This window comes from Paenibacillus sp. FSL K6-1217, assembly GCF_045040735.1.
Taxonomy (GTDB): domain Bacteria; phylum Bacillota; class Bacilli; order Paenibacillales; family Paenibacillaceae; genus Paenibacillus_AQ.
Genome location: NZ_CP150271.1, coordinates 7119019 through 7144198, shown reverse-complemented (window position 1 = coordinate 7144198; position 25180 = coordinate 7119019). Strand labels below are relative to the sequence as shown.

Sequence of the window (25180 nt, the reverse complement as noted above, 5' to 3'; positions counted from 1 at the left end):
AACGCTCATAGATATTTACGGATAAGTTCATGCCCTTCAGGCCTCACCTTATACATATACACCGGCCTGCCTACCGCACCGTAGCTAAGCTCCATCTCCAGAATACCTGCCTCCGTCAGAAAAGCCAGATATTTGCGGACCGAGATCCGCGAGATGGGCGCATGGCTGCTGATATCCTCCGTGGAGAACACCGGGCTCTCCAGCCGGTTAATCGTGCTCCAGATGCTCTCCAGTGTGCCTTCGGCAAGTCCCTTAGGCAGCGGCAGGGCAGCGGACTTCTCCTCTTCCATCCCGAGCGAATGCCGCAGCAGCTTATCCAGCTGCTCCTGGCTGAGATGCTCCTTGTGCATCAGCTTATAATCTTCACGATACGCCGACAAGGCCGCCTGAAACCGGGCGAATTCGAACGGCTTGATCAAATAATCCACGGCCCCGTTCTGCAGCGCCTTGCGGATGCTGGCATTGTCACTGGCAGCGGAGATCACAATGATATCTACCTTGCTCCCTTGCTCCCGCAGAGCAGAGAGCAGCTGCAGCCCGCTGACACGCGGCATATAAATATCCAGCAGCACCAGATCTACCTGCTCCTTCTCCAGCATAGTCATCGCCTCATCCCCTGTAGCCGCCCAGCCCGCATACTCAAAGCCCGCAACCTGCTCCAGATAATGCCGGTTAAACTTCGCCACCATCGGGTCATCCTCTACGATTAATACTCTAATGTTCATGGGTTCTCCTTGTCTTACTAAATAATTCCTAAGGTTCGTTTAATAGCATCCTCCACAGGATACGGGCTCTCCTTCGGCAATAGATCCGTGCTGAACTTCCCCGCTCTCATTGCTCCTCTGGTTTCGGCGACGTAATCTGTTATGTCATGGATTTCAACCATCCATTTGTGAATATAATGGTGCACCATATCGCCCCTGAGACCTAACTGAATGGCTCTTCGCGGCAATTTGTTCCCATAGATATCTCTATCGGGGTCCCATTGGCATCTCACTTGAGAAGCCTTTAATTTTGTCTGCCATTCCTTTCGGGAGGCATACAGGTCACGATCATAAGAGGACAGAACTACCTGTGACAAAATATGATTGAAGCCCTCTCTGGTGATATCAATCGCCAATATCCGCTCCTGATCCGTTTTGGTCGCCCACCCTGACCGGTACATCATCCACAAAAAAGAAGGCTTGATCCAAGTCATTCTATCTATTTTAAACGAAGGCCCGAATTGTCCAAGCTCTACTACCTCATCTGCAATTTTATGATTATATGCTTGGTAGACTCTGACCGTTTGCTTATTGTACTGGGCCATGATTATTCTGTCTTCTGCATCTATCGTCCGTTCCAGTTGTTTTCGCGCAGTTGTCATTTGAATAGTTGCCTCCGAATTTTTTTCTAATGCTGCTCTTTCCAGTATATTCTGAGTCTGCTAATCAGTCTAACTTTAGAACATATTTCCTACCTAATATGAAAAGCGGCTTGGGATAGATGAGATTCTCCTACCCTAAAGCCGCTATTAATCCTTATTCAAAATCCCAATGATTCGCCCACAAGGATAACCTTTATTCTCCCCGCTGTTTTACACATTCTGGTTTCGACGATGTAAGAACAGATGCAATCCTCTGATTTACAATCTGCGCAACCACCATTGACCAGGCAAGGCGTTTTTTGCGGCGAATGTAGAAATGGGCTAGACGAATTCGAGCAACGATTTGCGTTAATGGGGGCGGCATAGGTTCTGGCTCTGATCACTGCGTCTTCAGCGGACTTGCAGACCTTATTCATCCCAATGACAGCAACCACACTTTTCGGTCCAAAAGTAATCGCTGCCGCCCGGTTACCCACACAGTCGATATTGATCAGTATCCCATCTTCGCTAACGGCGTTGAAGCTGGTTAAATAGGTGTCGCACAAAAGAGATTGTCGCATGAGGTCATAACGTTCCTCCATCGTTTGCGCTGTATCACGGTCAATGATGGTATTGCTGCCTTGACGTACCCGATCAAGCAGCCCGATTTCCTCCAGCGTGACTGACCCGCCCCAAGATACCGAAGATTGTTCCGGAATTAAGGATAGTGCCTTTTCTGCAGCTTCAATGGCGTTATCACAGTAATATGCTTCAAATTTTCTGCTTTGCAGATTTTTAATAACCTTGGTGGCTAACAGCCGGTTCCTCGCTTTGATTGAATCTTCTTTCGCTTGCATGGTTCTTCCTCCGTTCTGACGTTAGACAGGGTGGCTAAGTTTCGTGTGTATGTATAATTAATATAGTATAGTAAAAAGAAAAAGGATGTTGCACATGCAACGCGAAGCCGCTCAGAATAACTTAGAGTCCCTCTGTCAATCACGTTTATTTTCAGGGATTGCTCCAGATGATATTCCCCAAATACTTGAATGTCTGTCAGCCACACAGAAAGAATATGCAAAAGATGAGATGGTGGTCCGCGAGGGCGATTTCGTTGATGATGTCGGCATCATATTGCAGGGTATCGCTCAAAGTACGAAATTGAACGTAAAAGGAAAACAAATTATTGTATCCCTCCATTATCCGGGTGGATATACCGCTGTTCTAACAGCAGCCAGCCGTGGAAGAAGATGCCCGATGTCAGTACAGGCCATAGAACCGCTTGAAGTTCTGTTTATTCCGATCCAAAACATACTGAGCTCTTGCACAAAGTTAGGTATGGCACACGAACAATTACTTGGCAATCTTTTCGATAGTATCGCCGAACGTGCGTTAGAACTGCATGACCGGAATGATTGTCTGATTATGCCGACTATTCGGGATAAGGTTTTAACTTACTTAACAAGAGTTAGGCGTGAAGCTGGAACCGAAGCTTTTACAATTCCCTTTGACCGGGAAGCCATGGCCGAGTATCTGGACGTAGACCGCAGCGCCCTATCCAGAGAGCTGGCATGGATGAAGCGGGACGGCTTGATTGAGTTTTATAGGAATGAATTTAGGCTGTTGCAAGAAGCAGTGGAAAAGGATTTTGACTAACGGCAAGCAGGTTTGAAGTGGTCTTCGCTTATGTGGGTTAGTCGTTATGAAGGTTTGTGCGGATTTAAACCCAGCATCCCCCGCACCACCACCCAACTCCCCAGCGGTGCTGCGCCCAGCAGCAGCATAAGCAGCGTAATGGTCTGCGGAGATTGGTCCAGTGACAGCACGGCGATGAAGATCAGCAGACCGAGGAGCCGGCCGCTCATCAGGCTAAGCTCCCTTAGCACTACCAATTCCACGCGTTTGCCGGCGCTCTCCTCGGACACTCCCATGAGGTCGAAGCTGGTGGACAGCATCGGCAGCATGTAGAGCGGCAGGCAGAGTGAGGTCCCGATTCCCATGATTAGGAGGGTCGTAAAGTTCACCTTCCACAGCAGTGGAAGAAGGAAGGCGATGAGAAGCAGACTGCCTGCCAGCATGCCGCCGAGCCGGGCACGGGGCTTGAACCATCTACCGGCCGCATAATAGCTGATCAGGGAGACGGCGGAGGTCAGCAGGGCGAACTGTCCCAGCTTGCTCTCCTCCTGTGCTGCAATGTAGACGAGCAGACCGATCAGGAAGGAGAATACGCCTTCCCGGATACCCTGGAACACTAGCGCCGCCGTAACTGGCCGCCAAGGACTGCGCCTGCGGGTAAGCTCGCGCCAGGGCTCCAGCCAGAGATAGGCTTCGCCGCGCGGCCGTTTGCGCAGCCAGAAGCTTAGCACAGCAGCCACCCCATAGATACATAAAGACAATATGAATACCATACGGTAGCCTTGTCCGCCTTGCCAGCGGGAGATCATCCAGCCGGACACCCAGGGTCCGGCTATTCCCGTCAGGGAACCCAGCAGACCCATCCACCCGTTATAGAAATCGCGGTTCGTAGCGTCCGTAATCTCGAAGAAAACAATATTGAACGCCAGCCAATACAGCCCGATGGATAGCCCGAGGACCCCGCCCAGCGGCCAAATATAATGCACTGCTTCTTCGCGAAGCCACAGCACCAGCAAATAAAAAAAGCCCGATACGGCAATTCCCAGCCGCAGGGCATTCATTTTGTTATGCTCTTTCACCCACTTGCCGCCCAGCCAAAAGCTGAGACCCACGGCAAGCTGCTGGGCCACGGTGAACCAGCCGATCATGGCGAAGTTCTGCCGGCTTTTCCACAGATATACGTTGAGGAACGTCCCTGCAAGCACTGTAGCCAGCAGGTACAGCCCGCCTACAGCCAGCAGCAGCGCCGCCTGTCCCCGTACTGAACCTCTCATGCATAGCCCTCCCTGCTCGTCCTAAGACACTTCATATAGCACTAATATGTCCAGACGGCAGGGAAAGCATGAATCCGGTCTTTATTCGGCCGAGGTGCTGAGATTGCGGACAAGCTGGATGCGGTCTTCCTGCGCCAAGCTATGCTGCACATGGAAGCAGGATGGACAGACGTACAGATTCAGCGCGAAGGGAGCCTTCAGCACAGCTGCGCCGCCCAGCGCTTCCGGCGTTGCCGGGGTGAACCCGTCCACCTGCTGTGTACCGGAGTGAAGCATCAGCTCATGGCATTGCGGACATTCCGGCGCTTCCAGCTGGGCAGCCAGAATCGCGGAGACCTTGTCCTCATAACGCTTCAGGTCATAATCGTCGCCGAACTGGGTCAGCGTCCCCCATACAGGCACCACGCTATCCTTGTCGTCGTCATCCCACAGATTATCGTCGCTGATCTCTTCCTCCCCGGAAGCTTCCTGTGTATCCGGTTCTTCATCCTCAAGATCCTCTGCACCTATCGTTACTGTGCGGTATCCGCTAAGCTCGTTATTGCAATGAGGACAGGTATCCTCGGGTCCAAACTCTTCATCCCACACAATCTCGGTATGACACCATGGGCAAACTGTTGTCTCCATCTGTATAATCTCCTTCGCTTACTCACATTCGGTTCAATTCACCGTTAAATATATAATGCCGGCCGCTATAAAAGCCAGGGCTGAAAAAAACAGAATCCGAACCAGCAGCTTCATCTCCCTGCCCCCTAATTCAGAATATGGCCGCGCCGATCACATAGGACAACGATATCGAGAGCAGCATGGCCGTAAGTCCTACGGCCCGGTTATCTGCGGCAATCTCTTCATCAATTGAAAAGACCGGGGTAAAAAACTCGAACAGGAAGTAAGCCAGCAGCAGCAGCAAAAAGCCTACGAGCGACCATTTCATCGTCTCATAAATCGATGCCCCCGCCTCAATGCTGAAGCGTAAGATATTGCAGATTCCGAAGATTTTGCCTCCGGTTGCCATGGCTACAGCTACATTCCCCTTACGGATTTCTTCCCAGCAGTTGTATTTCGTCACCATTTCGAAGAAGGACAGGAAAACAACCAGCCCCAATATGGCGACAGTGAAGTAGCCCAGCAGCGCCCCCAGCGGATGTTCCAGCAAAAGATCAATATTATCCTGCACACTTCTCCCTCTTCCCTGCCGGACTATGGGCGCTACTCCAGTTCAGCCACTGTCACACCCGCGCCGCCCTCATTGTAATTCCCGAGCCGATAGCTCTTGACATGCTTATGCTTACGCAGGTATTCCTGGATTCCTGTCCGCAGCACTCCCGTCCCCTTACCGTGGATAATGGCGATCTGCCCCAGGTTGCCAAGGAAGGCTTCGTCAATGAAGCGGTCAGTCTCCATAATGGCTTCCTCCAGGTTCGTACCACGCAAATCAAGCTCACTACGGACATTCTCATCGCGTGTGCGCTTGACCGTTGTGGCCCGGCGCAGAGCCGGCGGAGGTGCATCCGGTGCGGACGCCAGGAATTCCAGATCGCTCAGATTGACCTTCATCTTCATGATGCCGAACTGTACAACGGCTTCCTTAGTGCCGCTCAGCTCAACCACAAGGCCCTTCTGATTCACATTCGCTACCTTAACTTCATCCCCTGGCTGAATCTTGCGCGGCGCCTTGACCGTGCTGCGCGGCACAGCCTTCTTACGCGGTGCAGGCTCTGCTTCATCCAGCCGGCGGCGCGCTTCGATCAGCTTATGCTCCTTGACGGATGCGCCTTCCTCCAGCGCCAGGCGGCGCAGGTCACTGATAATCTCTTCAGCTTCCTTGCGCGCCTTGGCCAGAAGATCGCTGGCATCCTTCTCTGCCTTCTCCAGACGTTTGTCGCGTGAGCCTTCGAGCTTCTCCAGCTCCTGCTGCTGCCGCTTGCGGAACTCCTCCGCTTCACGGCGAATCTCTTCCGCCCGTATGCGTTCGTTCTCTGTGGTGAGCCGGTTCTCCTCAAGGGATGCAATCATATGCTCAACGCGCATATCCTCTTCCTTCACTTCACCGCGCGCATGCTCAAGGATCGCACTTGGCATCCCGAGGCGTTCAGCAATGGCGAACGCATTGCTTCGTCCCGGCACACCGACCAGCAGCCGGTAAGTAGGACTCAGGCTCTGCACATCGAATTCCATACTGGCATTAATAACGCCTGCCCGTTCATAAGCGTATGCCTTCAGTTCACTATAGTGAGTAGTGGCAACCATCCGGGATTCCGTCCGGTGGATATTCTCCAGAATAGCTATCGCCAGCGCGGAGCCTTCGGCCGGATCTGTACCCGCCCCGACCTCATCGAGCAGAATCAGACTCTTCGGTGTCATCCGCTTCAGAATGGATATAATATTCGTCATATGGCTGGAGAAGGTACTGAGGCTCTGCTCAATGCTCTGCTCATCGCCGATGTCGGCATAGATCGCATCGAAGACACACAGCTGGCTGCCTTCCTCGGCCGGAATGAAGAGGCCAGACATCGCCATCAGGCTGAGCAGGCCGATCGTCTTCAGGGTCACGGTCTTCCCGCCCGTATTCGGTCCGGTTACGATGATGGAGCGGTAATCATTGCCCAGCTCCACATCCAGCGGCACAACCTGCTCGGCCGGAATAAGCGGATGGCGGCCCTTACGCAGGCGAAGGTATCCGCGGTCATTCATCCGCGGCTGGGTAGCCTTCAGATCGCGTGCAAGACGCGCCTTGGAGAAGATGAAGTCCAGCTCACCGAGAATGTCGATATCATACGCCATCTCCTCGGCAATATCGCCGACCAGCGCAGTGAGCCGGTGCAGGATGATCTCGATCTCGCGTTCTTCGCGCAGCCGCGTCTCCCGCAGCTTGTTGTTCATCGCCACAATGGATTCCGGCTCGATGAACAGCGTGGCCCCTGAGCCCGACTGGTCGTGTACAATACCGCCGAAGTGGGCGCGGTACTCCGCCTTGACCGGAATGACGAACCGGTCACCACGGATCGTCACCAGCTGATCCTGCAGCATCTTCGAGACCGAAGACGAGCGGATCATCGAATCCAGCTTCTCGCGGATGCGCGTCTCTCCCCCGCGAAGCTCGCGGCGGATGGCGGCAAGCTCCGTGCTCGCCGAATCCATGACATCGGCGTTCTCGTCAATACACATGCGAATAGCATCCTCGACATGCTTCTGCTCCGACAGCAGATCACTCTGCGCGAAGAGGGAAGGAATGCTCTCATCGTCATGCATGGCATGCAGGAACCGCTTCACCCGGCGGGCCCCGCCAATCGTGTTGCCTACCGCAAGGAGCTCCGCCGTGCCGAGCATCCCGCCAATTGATGCACGCTTCAGCGCAGGCCGGATATCGGTCACGCCGCCGAAGGAAGGAATTCCCTTCAACCGGTCGACATTCACCGCCTCATCCGTTGCCTGCAGGAGCTTCTTCACCCCTTCAAAATCCCCGGAGGGCTTCAGGAGCTCGGCGGTCAGCCGGCCCATCGGCGTCTGCGTATACTGCATCAATTTATTTAAAATCTTGCGATATTCAAGCGTATGCAAAATTTTGTCGTCCAATTACTGTCACAGCTCCCTTCATAGATGGAACCATTATACCTAATTTAGCCCATTTTCGCTATTTGGGTATGATTTCTGGGCATAGAAAATCGGCTTCGGGCCACAATAACAACGCACATATCCTTAAGCGAACGCCAAAGGAGGTTAGTTCATTGAGATTCTTAGCTCATGTAGTACGGTTCATAGTCGCAGCAATCGTTCTGATGGTGGTCGGCTGGATTGTTCCGCAGTTCACAGTCGGGGGATTCTGGAGCGCATTCATGCTTGCTCTGGTCATCGCACTGCTCGGCTGGGTCGTTGAAGGCATTTTCGGCAAAAAAACAACGCCCTTCGGCCGCGGTATCGTCGGCTTCCTGGTCAGCGCCCTGGTCATCTGGATTGCCCAATTTGTCGTCAGCGGAGTCAGTGTCTCGGTGCTTGGTGCCCTGCTTGCAGCACTGGTCATCGGGATCATCGACCTCTTCCTGCCGGTATCCACTCCGTTCGAAGCCGGCAAATAACGGCGCCAGGCCCGTGCAGACAATGAAACCCCCAGCTCCAAGTTTATACCGGAGCTTGGGGGTTTTCTGTAAGTTTATGCCCTTCACTGGAAGTGACCGCAGAGGTCACCACGGCATTCTTCCCGCCCCGCTTGGCCGTATACAGCGCATCGTCCGTCTTGCGGAACAGCAGCTCCTTGCCGTATCCAAGCTGGTAGTGACACAGTCCGATACTGACGGTAATGGGCTCGTTTCCGGCATACGGATGGCACATTGCGGCTATGCTTATCCGCATTTGCTCGACAGCAGCGTAGGCTTCCTGGAAGCTTTTATCCGTGAAAATCACTGCAAACTCTTCCCCGCCGTACCTTGCCGCGAAGTCATTCATCCCGATCAGGCTGCCCACCTTGGCCGCCACCTCTTTGAGCACGAGATCGCCCACCCAGTGTCCGCATCTGTCATTGACCTGCTTGAAATTATCGATATCAAACAGCGCAAGCTGCAGCCTCAGCCCGTTGCACTCACACTGCTCCAGCAGCGAATCCAGATATTCATGGAACGTCTTGTGATTATACAGGCCGGTTAAGGCATCCATCTTCAGCAGCTTGTCCGAAATTGCCCGCTCCACCATCAGCTCCTGCTCCGACTTGGTGAGCTGCTCCACATATTCACGCGTCTCGCGGCCACGAATGATCACCGCCTGCGCCATCAGCGCAAAGACGACATACACACACTCCACCAGCACAAATTCCAGCAGCGGCTTACCGAGCAGCGGCCGTTCAAGCCCGAAGTAGATCCCCCCGTAGAATACTGTGCTGAACGTCCCGAGCGAGTAGAGCAGCCGCTGGTCGAAATAGATCAGGGCAAGCATAATGGGCATCATCAGTGTCATCTGGGCACCGTCAACATAAGGCTCCAGCACAAAATACATCAGATAAGAAACCACAAAGCTGCAGGTCACCACCGCCTGCTTATGATAACGGGGTGACCGGCGAAGCCAGACCTCGGCGGAAGCCATAGCCAGGATAATCATCACGTTGCAGACTATGAACATATGCCCCTTGCCGGGACTAAAAATCGTCTGCATCTCAGCAGAACGGGAGTACAGCATATACAGGAACTGGGCCAGCAGCAGACAGAGTACGATCATCCAGTATCCGTAGAGTATTCTCCGGTGCCATCTCTCAGCACTTTGCAATGCGTAATCTATGATGATCTGTCTCCCCTGCTTCTAGCCGAATAATATGAAACTTTAAGTATATGATCCTTAATTATATGAGCTTTAATTATAATTAATTTTAAACTATTTTGCATCATGTTTTTGCAAAATTCGACAAAGTTTGCACACAAGTTGACGGCTGCCGGATATACACTTTCCTAGAGATTCATCAAGACAACCTGAGCGTTTTAGGCTATGCTAGAGTCAACTGTCCAATTAGATGAGGAGGATGCATATGATCAGGAAGTCGGCTATTCTTTGTTCAATCGTATTTGCACTTCTGCTAACGGCCTGCGGAGATAACAGCAGCAATTCTGACAGCGCTAACAATGCAGCGGCCGGCAGCAATCTGACGGCGGAAGAAGAACTCGTAATTACCGCCACCAATTATAGCTTTGACCAGACGGAATACCATCTGAAGAAGGGCGTCCCTGTCAAAATCACCTTCGAAAATGAGAGCGGCAATCACGGCATACTGATCCCGGAGATGAAGCTGCGGCTGGATGCCAAGAATTCCTCGCAGGTGGTGCTGCCCGAGGAAGCCGGAACCTTCGAGATGACCTGTGCCATCATGTGCGGCTCCGGCCACAGCGGAATGACCGCCAAGATTATTGTGGAGTAAGCGGTGTCCGCGAATTCAGGGGTATTAGTGCACCTCATTGGCTCGTTTGGCCCTCATCCGAGGAATTCAGGTGCACTAGTGCACCTCATGGGCTCGTTTGGCCCTCATCCGAGAAATTCAGGTGCACTAGTGCACCTCATTGGCTCGTTTGGCCCTCATCTGAGGAATTCAGGTGCACTAGTGCACCTTATTGGCTCGTTTGGCCATCATCTGAGGAATTCAGGTGCACTAGTGCGCCTCATTGGCTCGTTTGGCCCTCATCCAAGGAATTCAGGTGTACTAGTGCACCTTATTGGCTCGTTTGGCCGTCATTCGAGGAATTCAGGTGCACTAGTGCACCTCATGGGCTCGTTTGGCCGTCATCCGAGGAATTCAGGTGTATTAGTGCACCTCATGGGCTCGTTTGGCCGTCATCCGAGGAATTCAGGTGTATTAGTGCACCTCATTGGCTCGTTTGGCCGTCATCTGAGGAATTCAGGTGCACTAGTGCGCCTCATTCGCTCGTTTGGCCGTCATCCGAGGAATTCAGGTGCACTAGTGCACCTCATTGGCTCGTTTGGCCTGCACCCGGCCCTTTCACATGGCACTGGCACATTGTGTTCGGTTTTGCGCAGCCACATAGTATAGTTTCCTTCTACAACAAATAAACCGGCCGGGACATCGTCCCTGCCGGCTTATTCATGTTAACTCTCTTACTTGACACCCTTGCTGCGGCCTGAAATATCCAGCCAGACCGCGATGACCAGGATTGAGCCTTTGACCACATACTGCCAGAACGACTCCAATCCCATCAGCGACATGCCGTTATCAAGCGAGGTCATCACCAGTGCCCCGATGATCGCCCCGATGACTGTCCCGGCTCCGCCCATCAGGGAGGTTCCGCCGATGACGCAGGCGGCAATCGCATCCATCTCGGCCATATTGCCTGCGGTAATGGTCGCCGAGGCCAGGCGGGAGGTCAGCACGATGGCGGCGATGGAGCCTAGCAGTCCGCTAAGAATGAAGACCAGCATCGTCTTGCGCTTGATGTTGATCCCGGAGAGCCGCGCGGCCTCAATATTGCCGCCGATGGCGTAGATATGGCGGCCGAAGGTCGTCTTGGTCGACAGGAAGTAAAAAATAGCCGCCAGCACAATGACGAAGATGATCGGGAACGGAATCCCTTTGTAATTGTTCATCAAGGCCACGAAGACTACCACCAGCAGGGACAATCCTGTTACCTTCGCAATGTCCATGCTGAGCGGGGCGACGGTAAATCCGTATTTTTTGCGGGAGCGCCGCTTCGTGAACGCGCTATAGAGCAGCAGAGCCACCGCGAGTACGCCCAGAATGATGCCGAAACCTGAAGCAAAATAGGCATTGCCGAGCAGCGCCAGCACCGGATCAGATACCGGAATGGTCATTGATTCGGTCACGCCCATCAGCACGCCGCGGAATACCATCATCCCGCCGAGGGTGACGATGAAGGCGGGGATCATTTTGTAGGCTACCAGCCAGCCCTGAACCAGACCCAGCACCGCACCTGCGGCCACGGTACCGAGAATGACCACGATAGCGGGCAGCTCCAGCCAGTTGCTGAGGATCGCCGCCATCCCGCCGGTCAAGCCGACAATGGAGCCGACGGACAGATCGATATGGCCCGCCACGATAACCAGTACCATGCCAATGGCCAGTATAGAGGTCACCGACATCTGCGTGAACAGATTGGACAGGTTCCGCGAGGTCAGGAAGGTCGGATTCAGCGCGCCGAACAGGACCCAGATCAGAATTAATGCGCCAATCATCGTATAAGCACGCATATCCATTTTGCCGAACAGGGTACGCAAGCGCGATCCTCCGGCGGCCGGAACCGTTTCCGGTTCCTTAAGCTCTTTTTGCAGCTGCATCTCTATCTGCCTCCTGTGGCGGCCAGCATAATATTCTCCTGCGTTGCCTCGCGCCAGTCATATTCCCGTACCAGTTGTCCTTCGCACATCACCAGAATCCGGTCACTCATCCCCAGTACTTCGGGAAGCTCAGAGGAGATCATTATAATAGCTACTCCCTGTTCGACCAGTTTGTTCATCAGGTTATAGATTTCGTACTTCGCCCCGACATCGATCCCCCGGGTGGGTTCGTCCATAATCAGAATCTTGGGGTCACTCATCAGCCATTTGCCGATAACCACCTTCTGCTGGTTGCCCCCGGAGAGAGTGCCGACGAGTGTCTCCAGCGAAGCTGTTTTGGTTCTCAGATCCTTCACGTACTGCTCGGACCACTTAATCTCCTCATTCTCATTAATAACCCCCAGCCTTGAAACCTTGCCGAGTGTGGCCAGCGTCGTATTTCGCTTGACATCCATCCCCATGACCAGCCCCTGGCGCTTGCGGTCTTCCGTGACCAGGGCAATTCCGGCCTTGATCGCTTCGGCAATGGAACGGATCTTGACGGACTTGCCTTCGATTAGAACCGTGCCCTCACTTCTTCCGCCATACGCGCCGAACAGGCTGCTGACCAGCTCTGTCCGTCCGGCCCCCATCAGCCCGGCAATGCCCAGAATCTCGCCTTGACGGAGCGTGAACCCAATATCCCGGAGCACCTTCTGCTGACGCTTCTCCGGGTGCCAGACATTATAATCTGCGACCTCAAGCACCTTGTCCCCGGGTGAATGCGGGACGCGCGGATAGCGCTCCGTCAGCTCACGGCCAACCATCAGCGAGACCACCTGGTCGTCGTTCGTCGCCTGGCGGTCCAGAGTCGCCACTGTCTTCCCGTCCCGCAGCACGGTGATGGAATCGGCCAGCGCGAACACCTCGGGCATTTTGTGCGAGATATAGACACAGGTCACGCCTTCGCGCCGCAGCTGATTCAGAATGCCCATCAGGATGGACACCTCGCTCTCGGTCAGCGCCGCTGTCGGTTCATCCAGAATGAGGATCTTGGTATGCTTGGAGAGCGCCTTGGCGATCTCCACAAGCTGCTGCTGGCCGATGCCGAGATTGCCGATCTTCGTATCCGGGGACAGGTTCAGCCCCACCTTCTTCAGCCACAGCGCAGCCTGATGATATAGCTCATTCCACTGGATAGCCCCGCGCTTCACCGGCTCTGCCCCCAGGAAAATGTTCTCGCCCACCGTCATCTCCTTCACAAGCGCAAGCTCCTGGTGAATGATAGCAATCCCTGCGTGCTCCGCATCGGTAATTTTGTGGAATGCCTTCTTCTCCCCACCGATGCGGATTTCACCTTCATACGTCCCCGCAGGGTACAGTCCGCTCAGCACCTTCATCAGCGTGGATTTGCCGGCGCCGTTCTCCCCGCATAAGGCGTGAATCTCGCCCTGCTTCACCTTGAAGTTCACTTGGTCCAGCGCCTTCACGCCGGGGAAGCTCTTGCTGATCTCTACCATTTCAAGTACATCCATGCCTGCCGTTCCTCCTTCCGTCCTTCAAGCAGCAAGCAGATGCGGGATCGCCACTGGCGCCGCATCTGCTTGCCGTACAGGCTGCCCTTATTGTTTCGGCCACTGGTCCTTCGGAACGTTCTTGTAAACATCCTCCAGCTTGTGGAATCCGTCCTTGATCAGCACATCCAGGTTATCCTTGTTGACCGCAAGCGGATCAAGCAGCACCGATGGAACATCAATTTTACCGTTGTTAACCGTCTTATCTGTCGAAATGGTCTCGCCCTTGGCAGCCGCCACCGCCATTTCCGCCGCCTTCGTGGCAATGGCATTGATCGGCTTGTAGACTGTCATCAGCTGCGTGCCTTCGGCGATGCGCTGCACAGCGGCGAGGTCAGCATCCTGGCCGGATACCGGAATTTTGCCCGCCATGCCCTGCGCCGTCAGCGCCTGAATCGAGCCGCCCGCTGTTCCGTCGTTCGCAGCTACCACACCCTGTACATCGTTATTGTTCGCGGTCAGCGCATTCTCCATATTCTTCAGCGCTTCTTCAGGCTTCCAGTCCTTGGAGAACTGGTCGTAGACGATTTTGATATCGCCTTTCTCCTCCAGCGGCTTCAGAATATTCATCGCGCCTTCCTTGAACATGTGAGCATTGTTGTCGGTATCCGCGCCGCCGATGTAGACGATATTTCCCTTGGGAGCCTTGTCGATGACCGCCTGAGCCTGGAATTCCCCGACACGCACATTATCGAAGGAGATGTAATAATCCACCTCGGAATTGTTAATCAGCCGGTCATAGGCAATGACCTTAATGCCTTCTTTATGCGCCTTATCCACGATGGGAGCCGTAGCCTCCGCATTATGGGCAATGACCACGAGCACATCCACACCCTGGGAGATCAGCTGCTCCGCCTGGCTTAGCTGGGTAGCATCATCCCCGTTTGCGGCCAGCACCTTCACTTCACCGCCAAGCTCCTGCACTTTTGCTGTGAAAATATCCCGGTCCTTCTGCCAGCGCTCCTCCTTCAAGGTATCCATGGACATGCCGATGACAATTTTGTCCCCGTCCTTGGCCGCTCCCGCAGCTTCCTTCTTCTCGTTGTCACCGCTTGAGACCACACCGCAGCCCGCCATGGATGCAGCCAGCACCATCGCCGCCAGCCCGAGGGAAACTATTCTTCCGTATTTTCTCACTATTGCTACGCCCCTTTTCGTTAGCTTTATATTTGATTGCGCTTACAAAAAAAGTGTAGCATGGAAAAACTGTCCCGGGAGCAGCGATTCCCTGCACTTATTTGCCTTCCACCCGCATTCTTGGTCTTGCCTGCTGTAATGTAATTCTCCGACCCGGCTTTCATAGGATAATCCGGGGCGGCAGCACAAAAAAGTCCTTGCTGCGCTCAGCAAGGACCCGGCTTCTCCTGCTGCTGGCGGAATTCGCTTGGCGTCATCCCCGCAGCCTTCTTGAAGACCCGGCTGAAATAATTCGGGTCCTTATAGCCTACTTCATAGCAGATTTCCTTCAGGTTCAGCTGATCCTCAGCGATCAGGCGCTTCGCTTCATTAATCCGCAGTTTTGTCACATAGTCAATGAAGGTCTCTCCCTCATGCTGCCGGAAGAGTTTGCTGAAATAATGAGGGCTCAGGTTCACGTATTCAGCCGTCTGCTCCATCGAGATATCCTCTTTGTACTTCTGGCTGATATAGAGCAGCGCCCGCTGATGCACGTGGGACCGCTGGTGCTCCTGTTCCTCCTCCAGGCCATCGATTAGCCGCTCAAGCCAGGACTCCGCGCTTAACCGCAGAGAACGCGGATCTTCCGCTGCGTTCAGGGAAGCCAGCAGCTCCGCACCGGCATTGGAGTGAACGCCTCTGGCCAGGAACAGCAGCAGGCCGGTTACCTCCCCCCGTACGGCTGACAGCGGCTGCCCGCCTCCCTGCTCGAAGGATTCATACAGCAGGCTAAAGCGCTGGGCAGCCTCCTGCTTGCTGCGCTGGAGCAGGGCGGTAAGCAGCTTCTTCTCTTCATCCAGAGAGAACGCCGTCTGCCCTGAGCTCTGGAGGATATCATCGTAATGATGCACGCTGAACGAGTCCTGGTGATCCGCACAGACCCTGACCGCTTCACGGTAAGAGCGGCTAAGCCCGTCCCAGCCCTCGCGGATCGAGCCGATGCCGATGCCAAGCGGCAGACCGAATCGCTCCCCGGCATAGGTGCGGAGCCGCTCTCCCCAGTCCAGCGAGCTGACGCGCTGGGAATACCCTGTCCGCCCCGGCGGCAGGGGAATGAACAGCGCCAGCTGATGCCCGATCAGCGGTCCGGCGAGACAGCCGAGCCCTGTTTTGGCAAACTGCTTGACCGCCTCATAGATCTCCCGCTTGGACTGCCGGAATGTCTCCCAGCCCGTCTCCCCGTGCCGGGGGAATGACAGGACCATCGCGTAGCCCTTGCTGAAATGCAGCTCCAGCAACCCGGCCAGCTGCTCCGGCTCCAGATCCTGCACATGCTCCAGCATCAGCATCAGAGTCAGCTCATTCTCGGCCAGCGGCAGCAGATGGGCCAGCTTCTCCTGCAGCTCAAGCTGCTCATTCCTGCGCCGCCGCTCCTCCTCGATGACCGCCATCAGCTTCCGCAGCACCTCCGCAACCTCTTCCCGCCGGGCCGGCTTCAGCAGATAGTCACGTACGCCCAGCAGCAGTCCCTCCTTGGCATACGCGAAGTAGTCATGGGCTGTAATCATCACAATCTGCGCCGCCGGAAGCTTCTCCCGGATCTGCCGAACTGCCTCCAGCCCCTGAATACCGGGCATTTTAATATCCATAAAAATCATATCCGGCCGGTGCTCCTCCGCCAGCTGAATCGCCTTCCGGCCGTTCCCGGCGTGCAGGAATTCGAACTTGTCCGGAATCAGATGCCGGATCATCAGCTCCAGCCCTTCCCGCTCCAGTGCTTCATCATCGGCGATCAGCAGCTTGTACATCATTATCGCTTCCCCCTTCTTGTCTGCCTCTAGGCCGAGGTCCGGAAGGGCAGCCGGAACAGCACAGCTGTCCCCTGCCCTTCACTGCTGCTGATCTCAATGAGCTGCTGGCCGTCGAAGAATAAATGCAGTCTTTTAAAAACATTATGTGTCCCAAGCCCCGTTGACTGGCCCTTGCCGCTGACTTGCGGCGCCTCCTGCTGAATCGATCCCATCAGCCGGGCTACCGTCTCGCGGTTCATACCCGCTCCGTTATCGCTGATCACAATCTCCACCTGCCCGCTGCGGTAACGGATCGATAGCGTAAGTATAGCCCCCTCCTCCATCTGCTCCAGACCGTGAACGAAGGCATTCTCGAAGATCGGCTGCAGCGTCAGACACGGCACCATCCCGTCCATCGCCTCCTCATCAATCTCCATCTCAAAAGCAATCCGGTCCCGGAAGCGGGCCCGCTGGATGTTGATATACTCGTTCACATGCTCCACCTCCTCGCGCAGCGGAACCGCCTGGTCCAGCTTTTGCAGATTATAGCGGAGCAGACGCGAGACCGACACGGTCAGATCACTGGTTCTCGCCGCCCCTTCAAGATATGCAAGCTTGGCGATGGAATTCAGTGTGTTGAACAAAAAATGCGGATTGATCTGGCTCTGCAGCATTTTCAGCTCCAGCTCCTTAACCAGCCGGTCCTTCTCCGCACTCTGAATGTTCTCCTTCATCAGCTCCTGAATATTATCGATCATCCCGTTAAACGCACGGCACAGTATGCTGATCTCATCGTTATTGACGCTCTCCGGCGCCTTGGTATCCATCCGTCCCTTCGAGATTTGCTTGGCCGTTGCCACCAGGCGGCGGATCGGTCCGGTAATGCTGCCGGACAGCCAGACTGCCATACAGATACTGAGCAGCGCGGCGGTGATCACCAGCAGGCTGCCCATCCGGTTCAGCTTCGCTGTCGTGGACATGATCTCCGCATAGATCGGCTTATATTGGTCCAGCTCCAGATCAACCAGCTCCTGGGCCTCCTCACGGATGAACCGCTGTGTCTGCTCTGCCTCAATATAGGCGCCTGCCAGCGTATTCGCATCCTGTCCGTCAATCTCCGTGATCATCTGGCCTGCCTGCTCCACAAACGTATCAATAATGTGACTGTAATTCCTCAGCGGAAGGTCGCTGCCCCCAATGGTCGCCATCCCGTCGAGCCTGCTGCGCAGCTCCAGCACCGCGCCCAGATGCTTCTCCACCTCCGGGAAGCTGTCCGTATCCACCTGCATAATGAAGCGGTTCAAGGAGCGCATATTCTCTCCGACCTCATAGGATACCTCCTTGTACAGCATGATCCGGTTCATCATCAGGTGGTAGCTCTCCTGCACATTTTTCCCGCTCTCGAACAGTACAAAGGAGACCGAGCTCATCAGCAGCACCAGCAGCGGAATGCAGATCAGCAGCTTCAGGCGGATACTCATAGGCTCTCTCCCTCCTGCACATTGGTCTTATCCAGCACCTTCACTCCGGTATAATACCGGGGCTGTAACTCGGCACCATTAAAATACTCATGGAGCAGTCGGACCGCCATATTCCCCATCAGGTAGGGCTGCTGTGCAACAGTCGCTGTGATCGCTCCCCGGCTGATGGCATCCAGTGTCTCCGCCTGGTTGTCGAAGCCGATGATGGTCAGCGGACCGCGCTTCAGGCTTCTCGATGCTTGAAGTACACCGAGCGCGTCCGTTGAACTGGTGCCCACCATTACATCAATCTCCGGATGATACCTAAGCATATCCGCCGCCTGCTGGATCGCCTCCATGTGCGAGATATTGGAGCTGCGGACATCGACAATCTCCATCCCGCTGTAGTTCTTCACAATATTCTTCAGGCCATCCAGACGCTGAAGCTGATTCTTGGCCAGCTCGCTGCCGATGATGACGCCTATTTTGCCCTTCCCGCCGGTCGTCTTCACAACCATGCGCCCCAGCGCCTCACCGGCAGCTACATTGTCGGTCCCCACATAGGCCAGCCTCCGGCTGGCCGGAGCATCCGTGTCAATCGTGATTACCGGAATTCCCCGGTTCACCGCCTTATCAATCACCGGCGTGAACTTCTCGTCGTTGAGCCCCTGCACGATGATCGCATCCGCCTGGGCGGCAATCGCTTTTTCCAGCAGACTGATCTGCTCTTCCATGTTATTGCGCACCGGACCCGTGAATTCGATCTCCATCCCGTAGGTCGCTGCGGCCTCTGCCGCCCCCTTCTCGACCATCTCCCAGTACGGGTGGTACCGCTCCTGTTCGATCAGCACAATGTGATGCCCGGGCTTGTCCGCACTGGGCTGACCGCTTAACTCCTTGACGATATGGCCCATCCGGGCAGAATGATGCGCAAAGCCTATAAACAGATATGACAGCAGCAAAAAAAGCACAATAACCCCTGCGCCGCTGACCCATTTCTTATCCATCCCGTTCACCTCAACCAACATCCTACCCCCGCCTGTAACCGGTTGCAATAGTAAATTTCTGAAGGGAAGGAGGCTGTCCAGGCGGGATGATGTGGCCGTGACTAGGCTTGGGCGGATTTGGTTGCAACCAGAGGCGGGATTCAGGGGTAAAAGCGCTCTTCATTGGCTCATTTTGCCCGCGTCCGGCGGATTCAGGGGCACTAGTACTAGTGCTCCTGATTCGCTCATTTAGCCAACTTCTACTCAATTCAGGTGCACTTCTGCTCCTGATTCGCTCATTTAGCCAACTTCTGCTCAATTCAGGTGCACTAATGCTCCTGATTCGCTCATTTAGCCAACTTCCGCTGAAATCAGGTGCACTTCTGCACCTGATTTGCTCATTTAGCCAACTTCCGCCGAAATCAGGTGCACTTCTGCTCCTGATTTGCTCATTTAGCCAACTTCCGCCGAAATTAGGTGCACTTATGCACCTGATTCGCTCATTTAGCCAACTTCTGCTCAATTCAGGTGCACTTCTGCTCCTGCTCTTCATTTGCTCATTTTGCCCGCGTCCGGTTTCGCCGATTGTTGCACTTTTTGCAGAATTCCAATCCATTTATAGCTTAAGAACGCCAAATGCTGCACATTTTGCAGGATTGTTACTGGTGGAGCGGGCCCTTGGCAGTGATATGTTGCAATTTAGGCAGGATTTCCCGAAATTTGCTGCCTCAGAGGCACGAATGTTGCATTTTGTGCAGGATTTGTGCAAGATGCAGCCTAGATACCTTCCCCACTCATTTCCCTCACTTCGTCTAATTTCCACTTTCCTTCCAGCAAAAGCAGCAGATAAGTTTCTTTAATTCACTTCCATCTCCTCCTTCTCTCCATTGCTTCTATCCATTGCTTCTATCCTCTACCTCCCTCCTTTACTTCTATCCGCTACTCCTCTCCTTTACTTCCCTACATTACTTCCCTCCAGTATTTCTCTCCGGCACTCTCTCCAGCCAAATATACAGCAGCGTCCCTCCGCCGGAGGAATCCGTCCCTGTCCTTGTACAGCAGAAAGAGCTGTTCTAAGCATTCCTGCTTAGAACAGCTCTTCCTGTAAGACATCCGCCATTCAACTGTCCTGTTCGATCAGTTGAATCCATTCATTATATTCACTCTGCAGCTTGGCATATTCCGCCTGCAGGCTGCGATGCTCTTGAGATAGCTTCTCCAGCTCTCCTTGCTGCAGCTCGAACTGCGCCTGAACCAGCCGCAGCTGGCCTTGGACCATCTCATAGCTCTCGCCGATTTCATCCAGCCGCTGCGCCGCCTCGGTGCGCGAGCGGCTGACAGATTCTGCCTGGGTCTCGGCTTCCCTGGCCTCTTGCTGCCAGATCTCAATCTCCTCGCGCAGCTGTGCTTCCTGCTCATTCCACTGCTGCTCTCGCTGCTGAAGCTCCTCATATTTCTGCTTCCAGGAGGCTTCGTACTCTCTGGTCTCGCGGAGTGTTTCCTGCTGCTCCGCCGCCGTAGCCGCAGCTTCGCGGCCTGCCTCATACAGCTCTTCCAGACGCCGCGCGGCTTCCTCGCCTTCGGCTTCCAGCAGCTCGCAGCGTTCCTTCAGTTGCTCCCCGTCCTGCAGAATCTCATCGTACTGGGCGATGAGCTCCTCGTAACGGCCGCGAAGCGCAGACAGTTCCTTGCGGGCTGTCTCTGCCGCCTCCTGCTGAGCAGCAAGCTCCTGCTCCGCTCCGGCACGAAGCCGCGCTTCCTGGTCAAGCTGCTGAACCATGCCGTCGGCCTGTCCGCGAAGGGTCTCCACTTCGCGCTGTAATGCTGCCGACTTCTCCCCTTCTTCGAGAAGGTTCATCTCCAGCTCGCTGATATCCTCCATGTGCTTGTTCGCACGCTCCTGCCAGGACGCCGCTTCCTCGGCCGTGCGGTCGAATTCCGCCTGTGTCCGGCTGAGCTGATCCGCCGTCTCCCGCAGAGATTTGCGCAGCGCTGCCGCTTCTTCCTGCGTCAGCTCATAACGCTGGCGCAGCCCTTCCAGCTCATCGTTCAGCAGATTGCCAAGCTCTGTGGCTGTGTGCAGCTCTTCAAGCGCCGTGCTGAGCTTGTCCGCCGTCTCCTGCAGCGCGCCGCGCAGCTCTGCCGCTTCACTCTCAACAGCCCCGTAACGCTGACGCGCTTCCTCCAGCTCAGCGCTACGCTGCTGCGCTCCCTCAGCCGCGAGCCGCAGCTCCTCCCCGAGCTGCTCCTCCCGCTTCAGCACCGCTTCGTACTGCGCAAGCAGCGTCAGCCGCGCATCGCGTTCACCCTTAAGCCCGGCCTCCGCCGCCCGCAGCCGGGACTGCAGCTGCCCGGTTCCGCCGCGCAGCTCGGCAAGCTGCTTCTCCAGTTCCTGAAGCTGCTGCTTGTGCCGGTGCTCCTGCGTCCCCTGGGACTGCCGCAGCTCCTTATTCTTGGCCAGCTCCTTCTCAAGCGCTTCCCGTTCTCCGGTAAGCTCGCTTGTGAGCGCCGCCTTGGTATCGGCCAGCTCCTTGCTTAAGGTGGAGCGGATCTCCACGATCTCGCTGCCCATCGACTCCCGGGTCTCATGCAGCTCCTGCTCCAGAGCAGACAACGTCTCCGTCTTCTCCCGGGTCAGCGTCTCGCGCAGCTGCTCCAATTCCTGCAGATGGGCAGCCTTCATCCCTTCCAGCTGCTCTAGCCGCATGGCTTCTGCGGCTTCCAGCTCCTGGCGCGCCGCTTCACGGCTAGCAGCCTGCTCTGCTTCATGGCTCTCACGCATCTCCTTAAGCTCGGCCTCGCGTTCCTTCAGCTCCTGCCCCAGCTGCTCGCGGGCGGCGGCTGCAGCCTGCTTCTCTTCCTCCAGCAGCTGTGCATGCAGCTGCCTCTCCTGCTCCTGCTGCTCCAGATGCCTTGCCCGCTCCTCTTCGGCGGCGGCAATCAGCCGCGCCGCCTCCTCCTTCGCAGCCGCTTCCAGCTTCTCATATTCTTCCTGCTGTTCACGCTGCGCTTCCTGAAGGCGCGTCACCTCCACACGAAGCTCGGTGCGTTCACCGGTCAGCATATTCAGCTCATTCTTGAAATCCTGAACCTGGATCGCCTGCTCTGCCATATGTACAGCTGTAAGCACCGCAATCCGCGGCGTATCCAGTCTGGAATGTGATTTCGATATTGCACGCATATGCTCATCGACATAACGGGCGACTTGTTTCATATATTCTGTGCTGCTTCCGACAAGCTTGTAGGAAGTTCCGTATATCTCCACGGCGACACGTGTCCGGTCCATAGCCACAGTTGTGCCCTCCTTTGTATGTGTGCGGATTCTAGGTTGGTTTCTTTACTCTTGCTCCTATTGTAGCGTTATTCCCTGACCTTTGGCAAAAGAACGCGTCCATTGCATGGATATGCATGTTCCTCCGCACTTCACAAGGGTACAGAAAAGCCGCAGCGAATCTCTGTTTCTAAATGGATTCGCTGCGGCTTTGCACAATTCCTGCTATTTTCTTAATTCTGCGCCAAAAGTTTGTTCAAGGGCAGAAACCACCTTGTCATGCACTTCCACAACCTCTTCATCGGTCAGCGTGTGCTCGGTATGGCGGTACAGCAGCGACAGGGCAACACTCTTCTTGCCCGCCTCCATCTTACCTCCTGTGTACACATCGAATACCTGTACATTTTGCAGCAGGGTGCCGCCATGCTCACGGATCGCCCCGATCAGATCGCCTGCCGGAACCGTATCATCCACCACAACCGCAATGTCGCGTTCCATGCCCGGGAAGCGGTGAAGCTCGCTGTACTGGAGCAGAACGCGCGCTGCATCATAGAGAGGCTGCAGCAGGACTTCGGATACATACGTATCCTCCAGATCCATCCGGCGCTGCAATTCGGGATGAAGCTGCCCCATCGAACCGATCTTCACACGGCCCTCTGCCTGAAGCAGATAGATGGAAGCGGAACGTCCCGGATGATAGCCTTCAGGCGCATCGCCTTCATAGACTATACGATCCGTGAGGCCCAGATGGGCAAATACAGTCTCCAGCGCACCCTTGAGGTCGAAGAAATCCACCGGCTCAGCAGTTACGTTCCATTGCTTGGCTGCACGCGTACCGCTAAGCAGCAGCCCCAGCACCGGCAGCTCGCTCGGCTGGCGGGTAAGCACTTCTTCTTCTGTGAAGAAGATATTGCCGATTTCGAACAGCGCCAGATCACCTTGGCGGCGGTTCGTGTTGTACAGGGCGATGTCCAGCAGCTGCGGAAGCAAGCTGGTGCGCAGTACACTGCGCTCCTCGCTCATCGGCATCGCCAGCTTCACGGGCAGCTTGCCTTCGGCCAGCATAGGGAACAGCTTGCTCTGCTCCGGCTGGATAAAGGAATAACCCATAACCTCCTGATACCCGCCAAGCGAGAGCAGGCGGCGCAGCTCGCGGCGCAGGGACTGCTGTCTTGTCAGCGCCCCGGGTGTCGTAGTGCCTTCGATCAGGGTTGTCGGAATGTTGTCGTAGCCGTACAAGCGGGCGATCTCTTCAATCAGATCCACATCCTGGGTGATATCCCCGCGCCGTGTCGGTACCTCAACCTCGACGATTCCCTGGGCTGCATCACCGCACTTGAAGTGCAGACGCCCGAACAGGGTTTTCACTTCCAGCAGCGACAGCTCCGTACCGAGGTAGCGGTTCAGCTTCTCCAGCGACAAAAGTAATACCTTCTCCTGACTAGTGGCGCTCCCGGCCTGGACAATTCCTTCATGCACCGTTCCTCCGGCATACCGGGCAATCAGCGCAGCCGCGCGGTTAAGCGCAGGAATGACCGCATTCGGGTCTACTTCCTTCTCGAACCGCTGGGACGCTTCCGAGCGCAGACCCAGTTGACGCGAAGTCTTGCGTACCGTTCCGCCATCGAATTTGGCTGATTCCAATACGATATTGACAGTGTCGGCGGTAACCTCCGTTGACAGTCCGCCCATCACTCCGGCCAGGCCAATTGCGCCTGAACCATCGGCAATGACCAGCATCTGCGGCTCCAGCTTGCGCTCCTGGCCGTCAAGGGTAACCAGCTCTTCGCCTTCACGGGCGAACCGTACACCGATGGTTCCGCCCTGCAGCCGCCCGCCGTCAAAGGCGTGCAGCGGCTGTCCGTATTCCAGCATCACATAGTTGGTGATGTCCACGATATTGTTAATCGGACGTACCCCGGCCGCCATCAGGCGGTTCTGAATCCACAGCGGGGACGGCGCGGTCTTCACTCCGGCAATATAACGCACGGCATAATGGCTGCACAATGCCTCGTTCTCAATCGTAACCGTGATGGAGTCCGCAGCCTTGCCGCCTGTTTCTGCGAGCTCTGCCGCCGGATCAGCCAGCTTCAGCTCACGGCCCAGCACCGCGCTTACTTCATAAGCGGCACCGATCATGCTTAGACAGTCGGAACGGTTAGGTGTCAGGTCGAAGTCAAGGATTTCGTCATTCAGGCCCAGCACCTTAAGAATATCCTGGCCCACCTCAGTCTGCTCAGGCAGCACCAGAATGCCCTCTTGCAGCTCTTTGGGCAGCAGCTTGTCGTTCAGGCCCAGCTCTTTGGCCGAGCAGATCATCCCCTGCGACAGCACGCCCCGCAGCTTGGCTTTTTTGATCTCCAGGCCCGGCAGCTTGGCACCCACCAGCGCGACCGGAACCTTCTGGCCTGCCGCAACATTCTTCGCTCCGCAGACGATCTGCAGATCCTCGCCCTGCCCTGCATCAACGATGCAGATATTCAGCTTATCGGCGTCCGGGTGCTTCTCTTTGGATTTCACATAACCGGTCACAATGCCGGATATTCCTTTGTTGCGGCGCTCTACTCCGTCAATCTCGATGCCGGCGGTGGTGATTTTGTCCGCCAGCTCATCCGCGGTCACCCCTTCCAGCGATATATAATCGGCCAGCCAGGCGGTTGATACTTTCATAATCGCACACTTCCTTTTTGTTTCAGATGTATTGATCTCCATGCCGGCCTGCGCCGGGGCACGCAGAAGGCGAAGCAAAGGCCGGGGCGCTCCCTAGCTTACTTCGAAGCATCCTGCACTAGCAAAACCTCCAGAGAATATTTGGACTTCCGGCCGCTGTTAGGATTGAATTTCCCGATTACACTGCTGGCTGCAGTAGAAATCCAATCCTAAAGGCGGTCGCTATCGCTCCTCCAGTTCCAAAATTCCCCTCCGGTTCTTTCTATTGCAGTTCATGTCCCCAAGTAATCAGCAGCCCACT

General features: G+C 55.3%; 20 protein-coding genes. 4 read left to right on the top strand and 16 right to left on the bottom strand.

The window, feature by feature from the left end; genetic code table 11:
• Positions 1 to 5: 5 nt before the first annotated feature.
• The 3 genes from MHH28_RS31295 to MHH28_RS31285 form a co-directional block, all read right to left on the bottom strand.
• On the bottom strand, positions 6 to 725 hold the full coding sequence (locus tag MHH28_RS31295; protein WP_405109396.1) for a response regulator: 720 nt from the start codon (positions 723 to 725) through the stop codon (positions 6 to 8).
• Positions 726 to 742: 17 nt separating this feature from the next.
• Positions 743 to 1366, bottom strand: a complete 624-nt coding sequence (locus MHH28_RS31290) for a DUF4291 domain-containing protein (RefSeq protein ID WP_405109393.1) — start codon at positions 1364 to 1366, stop codon at positions 743 to 745.
• A gap of 158 nt (positions 1367 to 1524) precedes the next feature.
• On the bottom strand, positions 1525 to 2202 hold the full coding sequence (locus tag MHH28_RS31285; protein ID WP_405109390.1) for a lactate utilization protein: 678 nt from the start codon (positions 2200 to 2202) through the stop codon (positions 1525 to 1527).
• 94 nt (positions 2203 to 2296) lie between these two features.
• On the opposite strand from MHH28_RS31285, the gene MHH28_RS31280 reads away from it, so the two are divergent.
• A complete protein-coding gene (locus MHH28_RS31280; protein ID WP_405109387.1) occupies positions 2297 to 2998 on the top strand; it encodes a Crp/Fnr family transcriptional regulator in 702 nt (233 codons plus the stop codon).
• Positions 2999 to 3042: 44 nt separating this feature from the next.
• Here the strand turns inward: MHH28_RS31280 and MHH28_RS31275 are convergent, their stop codons facing one another.
• From MHH28_RS31275 to MHH28_RS31260, 4 genes are all read right to left on the bottom strand, one after another.
• On the bottom strand, positions 3043 to 4251 hold the full coding sequence (locus tag MHH28_RS31275) for an MFS transporter (RefSeq protein ID WP_405109385.1): 1209 nt from the start codon (positions 4249 to 4251) through the stop codon (positions 3043 to 3045).
• A gap of 81 nt (positions 4252 to 4332) precedes the next feature.
• Positions 4333 to 4878: a hypothetical protein gene (locus tag MHH28_RS31270; protein WP_405109382.1), complete on the bottom strand. Its 546-nt coding sequence runs from the start codon at positions 4876 to 4878 to the stop codon at positions 4333 to 4335.
• Between the two features lie 130 nt (positions 4879 to 5008).
• Entirely contained in the window at positions 5009 to 5428 is a 420-nt protein-coding gene (locus tag MHH28_RS31265; RefSeq protein WP_340755540.1) for a DUF350 domain-containing protein, read from the bottom strand.
• A gap of 32 nt (positions 5429 to 5460) precedes the next feature.
• Positions 5461 to 7827: an endonuclease MutS2 gene (locus tag MHH28_RS31260; protein WP_405109378.1), complete on the bottom strand. Its 2367-nt coding sequence runs from the start codon at positions 7825 to 7827 to the stop codon at positions 5461 to 5463.
• Between the two features lie 152 nt (positions 7828 to 7979).
• Here MHH28_RS31260 and MHH28_RS31255 point away from each other — a divergent pair, with 152 nt between their 5' ends.
• Positions 7980 to 8327, top strand: a complete 348-nt coding sequence (locus tag MHH28_RS31255) for a phage holin family protein (RefSeq protein WP_076083650.1) — start codon at positions 7980 to 7982, stop codon at positions 8325 to 8327.
• 43 nt (positions 8328 to 8370) lie between these two features.
• On the opposite strand, the gene MHH28_RS31250 is transcribed toward MHH28_RS31255, so the two are convergent.
• Complete coding sequence (locus tag MHH28_RS31250) at positions 8371 to 9504, bottom strand: diguanylate cyclase (protein WP_405109374.1); 1134 nt, start codon at positions 9502 to 9504, stop codon at positions 8371 to 8373.
• A gap of 256 nt (positions 9505 to 9760) precedes the next feature.
• Between MHH28_RS31250 and MHH28_RS31245 the strand changes: the two genes are divergently transcribed.
• Complete coding sequence (locus MHH28_RS31245) at positions 9761 to 10147, top strand: cupredoxin domain-containing protein (RefSeq protein WP_405109371.1); 387 nt, start codon at positions 9761 to 9763, stop codon at positions 10145 to 10147.
• 692 nt (positions 10148 to 10839) lie between these two features.
• Here the strand turns inward: MHH28_RS31245 and MHH28_RS31240 are convergent.
• The 6 genes from MHH28_RS31240 to MHH28_RS31215 all read right to left on the bottom strand — a co-directional run bounded on the left by MHH28_RS31240 (position 10840) and on the right by MHH28_RS31215 (position 18959).
• On the bottom strand, positions 10840 to 12033 hold the full coding sequence (locus MHH28_RS31240) for a sugar ABC transporter permease (RefSeq protein ID WP_405109368.1): 1194 nt from the start codon (positions 12031 to 12033) through the stop codon (positions 10840 to 10842).
• Positions 12034 to 12035: 2 nt separating this feature from the next.
• Positions 12036 to 13547, bottom strand: coding sequence for a xylose ABC transporter ATP-binding protein (locus MHH28_RS31235; protein ID WP_405109366.1), 1512 nt, complete (start codon positions 13545 to 13547; stop codon positions 12036 to 12038).
• Between the two features lie 87 nt (positions 13548 to 13634).
• The gene (gene xylF, locus MHH28_RS31230) at positions 13635 to 14681 is read right to left on the bottom strand and encodes a D-xylose ABC transporter substrate-binding protein (protein WP_405117352.1); all 1047 of its coding nucleotides are present in this window, start codon (positions 14679 to 14681) and stop codon (positions 13635 to 13637) included.
• A gap of 248 nt (positions 14682 to 14929) precedes the next feature.
• The gene (locus tag MHH28_RS31225) at positions 14930 to 16513 is read right to left on the bottom strand and encodes a helix-turn-helix domain-containing protein (protein ID WP_405109363.1); all 1584 of its coding nucleotides are present in this window, start codon (positions 16511 to 16513) and stop codon (positions 14930 to 14932) included.
• Positions 16514 to 16539: 26 nt separating this feature from the next.
• The gene (locus MHH28_RS31220) at positions 16540 to 17973 is read right to left on the bottom strand and encodes a histidine kinase (protein ID WP_405109360.1); all 1434 of its coding nucleotides are present in this window, start codon (positions 17971 to 17973) and stop codon (positions 16540 to 16542) included.
• Positions 17970 to 18959 carry a sugar-binding protein gene (locus MHH28_RS31215; RefSeq protein WP_405109357.1) on the bottom strand — a complete coding sequence of 330 codons (990 nt, stop codon included), beginning with the start codon at positions 18957 to 18959 and terminating at the stop codon, positions 17970 to 17972. Before MHH28_RS31215 ends, MHH28_RS31220 begins: the two co-directional genes overlap by 4 nt.
• A gap of 209 nt (positions 18960 to 19168) precedes the next feature.
• Between MHH28_RS31215 and MHH28_RS31210 the strand changes: the two genes are divergently transcribed.
• A complete protein-coding gene (locus MHH28_RS31210) occupies positions 19169 to 19798 on the top strand; it encodes a hypothetical protein (RefSeq protein ID WP_405109355.1) in 630 nt (209 codons plus the stop codon).
• A gap of 260 nt (positions 19799 to 20058) precedes the next feature.
• On the opposite strand, the gene MHH28_RS31205 is transcribed toward MHH28_RS31210, so the two are convergent.
• A complete protein-coding gene (locus MHH28_RS31205; RefSeq protein ID WP_405109352.1) occupies positions 20059 to 22230 on the bottom strand; it encodes a hypothetical protein in 2172 nt (723 codons plus the stop codon).
• A gap of 204 nt (positions 22231 to 22434) precedes the next feature.
• Positions 22435 to 24879, bottom strand: coding sequence for a phenylalanine--tRNA ligase subunit beta (pheT, locus tag MHH28_RS31200; protein WP_405109350.1), 2445 nt, complete (start codon positions 24877 to 24879; stop codon positions 22435 to 22437).
• Positions 24880 to 25180 lie beyond the last annotated feature (301 nt).

Coding starts and splice junctions, on each gene's coding strand:
- MHH28_RS31285 (WP_405109390.1), bottom strand. CDS start 2,202: ATGCAAGCGAAAGAAGATTCAATCAAAGCGAGGAACCGGCTGTTAGCC.
- MHH28_RS31215 (WP_405109357.1), bottom strand. CDS start 18,959: ATGGATAAGAAATGGGTCAGCGGCGCAGGGGTTATTGTGCTTTTTTTG.
- MHH28_RS31220 (WP_405109360.1), bottom strand. CDS start 17,973: ATGAGTATCCGCCTGAAGCTGCTGATCTGCATTCCGCTGCTGGTGCTG.
- pheT (WP_405109350.1), bottom strand. CDS start 24,879: ATGAAAGTATCAACCGCCTGGCTGGCCGATTATATATCGCTGGAAGGG.
- MHH28_RS31295 (WP_405109396.1), bottom strand. CDS start 725: ATGAACATTAGAGTATTAATCGTAGAGGATGACCCGATGGTGGCGAAG.
- MHH28_RS31240 (WP_405109368.1), bottom strand. CDS start 12,033: ATGCAGCTGCAAAAAGAGCTTAAGGAACCGGAAACGGTTCCGGCCGCC.
- MHH28_RS31235 (WP_405109366.1), bottom strand. CDS start 13,547: ATGGATGTACTTGAAATGGTAGAGATCAGCAAGAGCTTCCCCGGCGTG.
- MHH28_RS31290 (WP_405109393.1), bottom strand. CDS start 1,366: ATGACAACTGCGCGAAAACAACTGGAACGGACGATAGATGCAGAAGAC.
- xylF (WP_405117352.1), bottom strand. CDS start 14,681: ATGGTGCTGGCTGCATCCATGGCGGGCTGCGGTGTGGTCTCAAGCGGT.
- MHH28_RS31270 (WP_405109382.1), bottom strand. CDS start 4,878: ATGGAGACAACAGTTTGCCCATGGTGTCATACCGAGATTGTGTGGGAT.
- MHH28_RS31275 (WP_405109385.1), bottom strand. CDS start 4,251: ATGAGAGGTTCAGTACGGGGACAGGCGGCGCTGCTGCTGGCTGTAGGC.
- MHH28_RS31245 (WP_405109371.1), top strand. CDS start 9,761: ATGATCAGGAAGTCGGCTATTCTTTGTTCAATCGTATTTGCACTTCTG.
- MHH28_RS31225 (WP_405109363.1), bottom strand. CDS start 16,513: ATGATGTACAAGCTGCTGATCGCCGATGATGAAGCACTGGAGCGGGAA.
- MHH28_RS31280 (WP_405109387.1), top strand. CDS start 2,297: ATGCAACGCGAAGCCGCTCAGAATAACTTAGAGTCCCTCTGTCAATCA.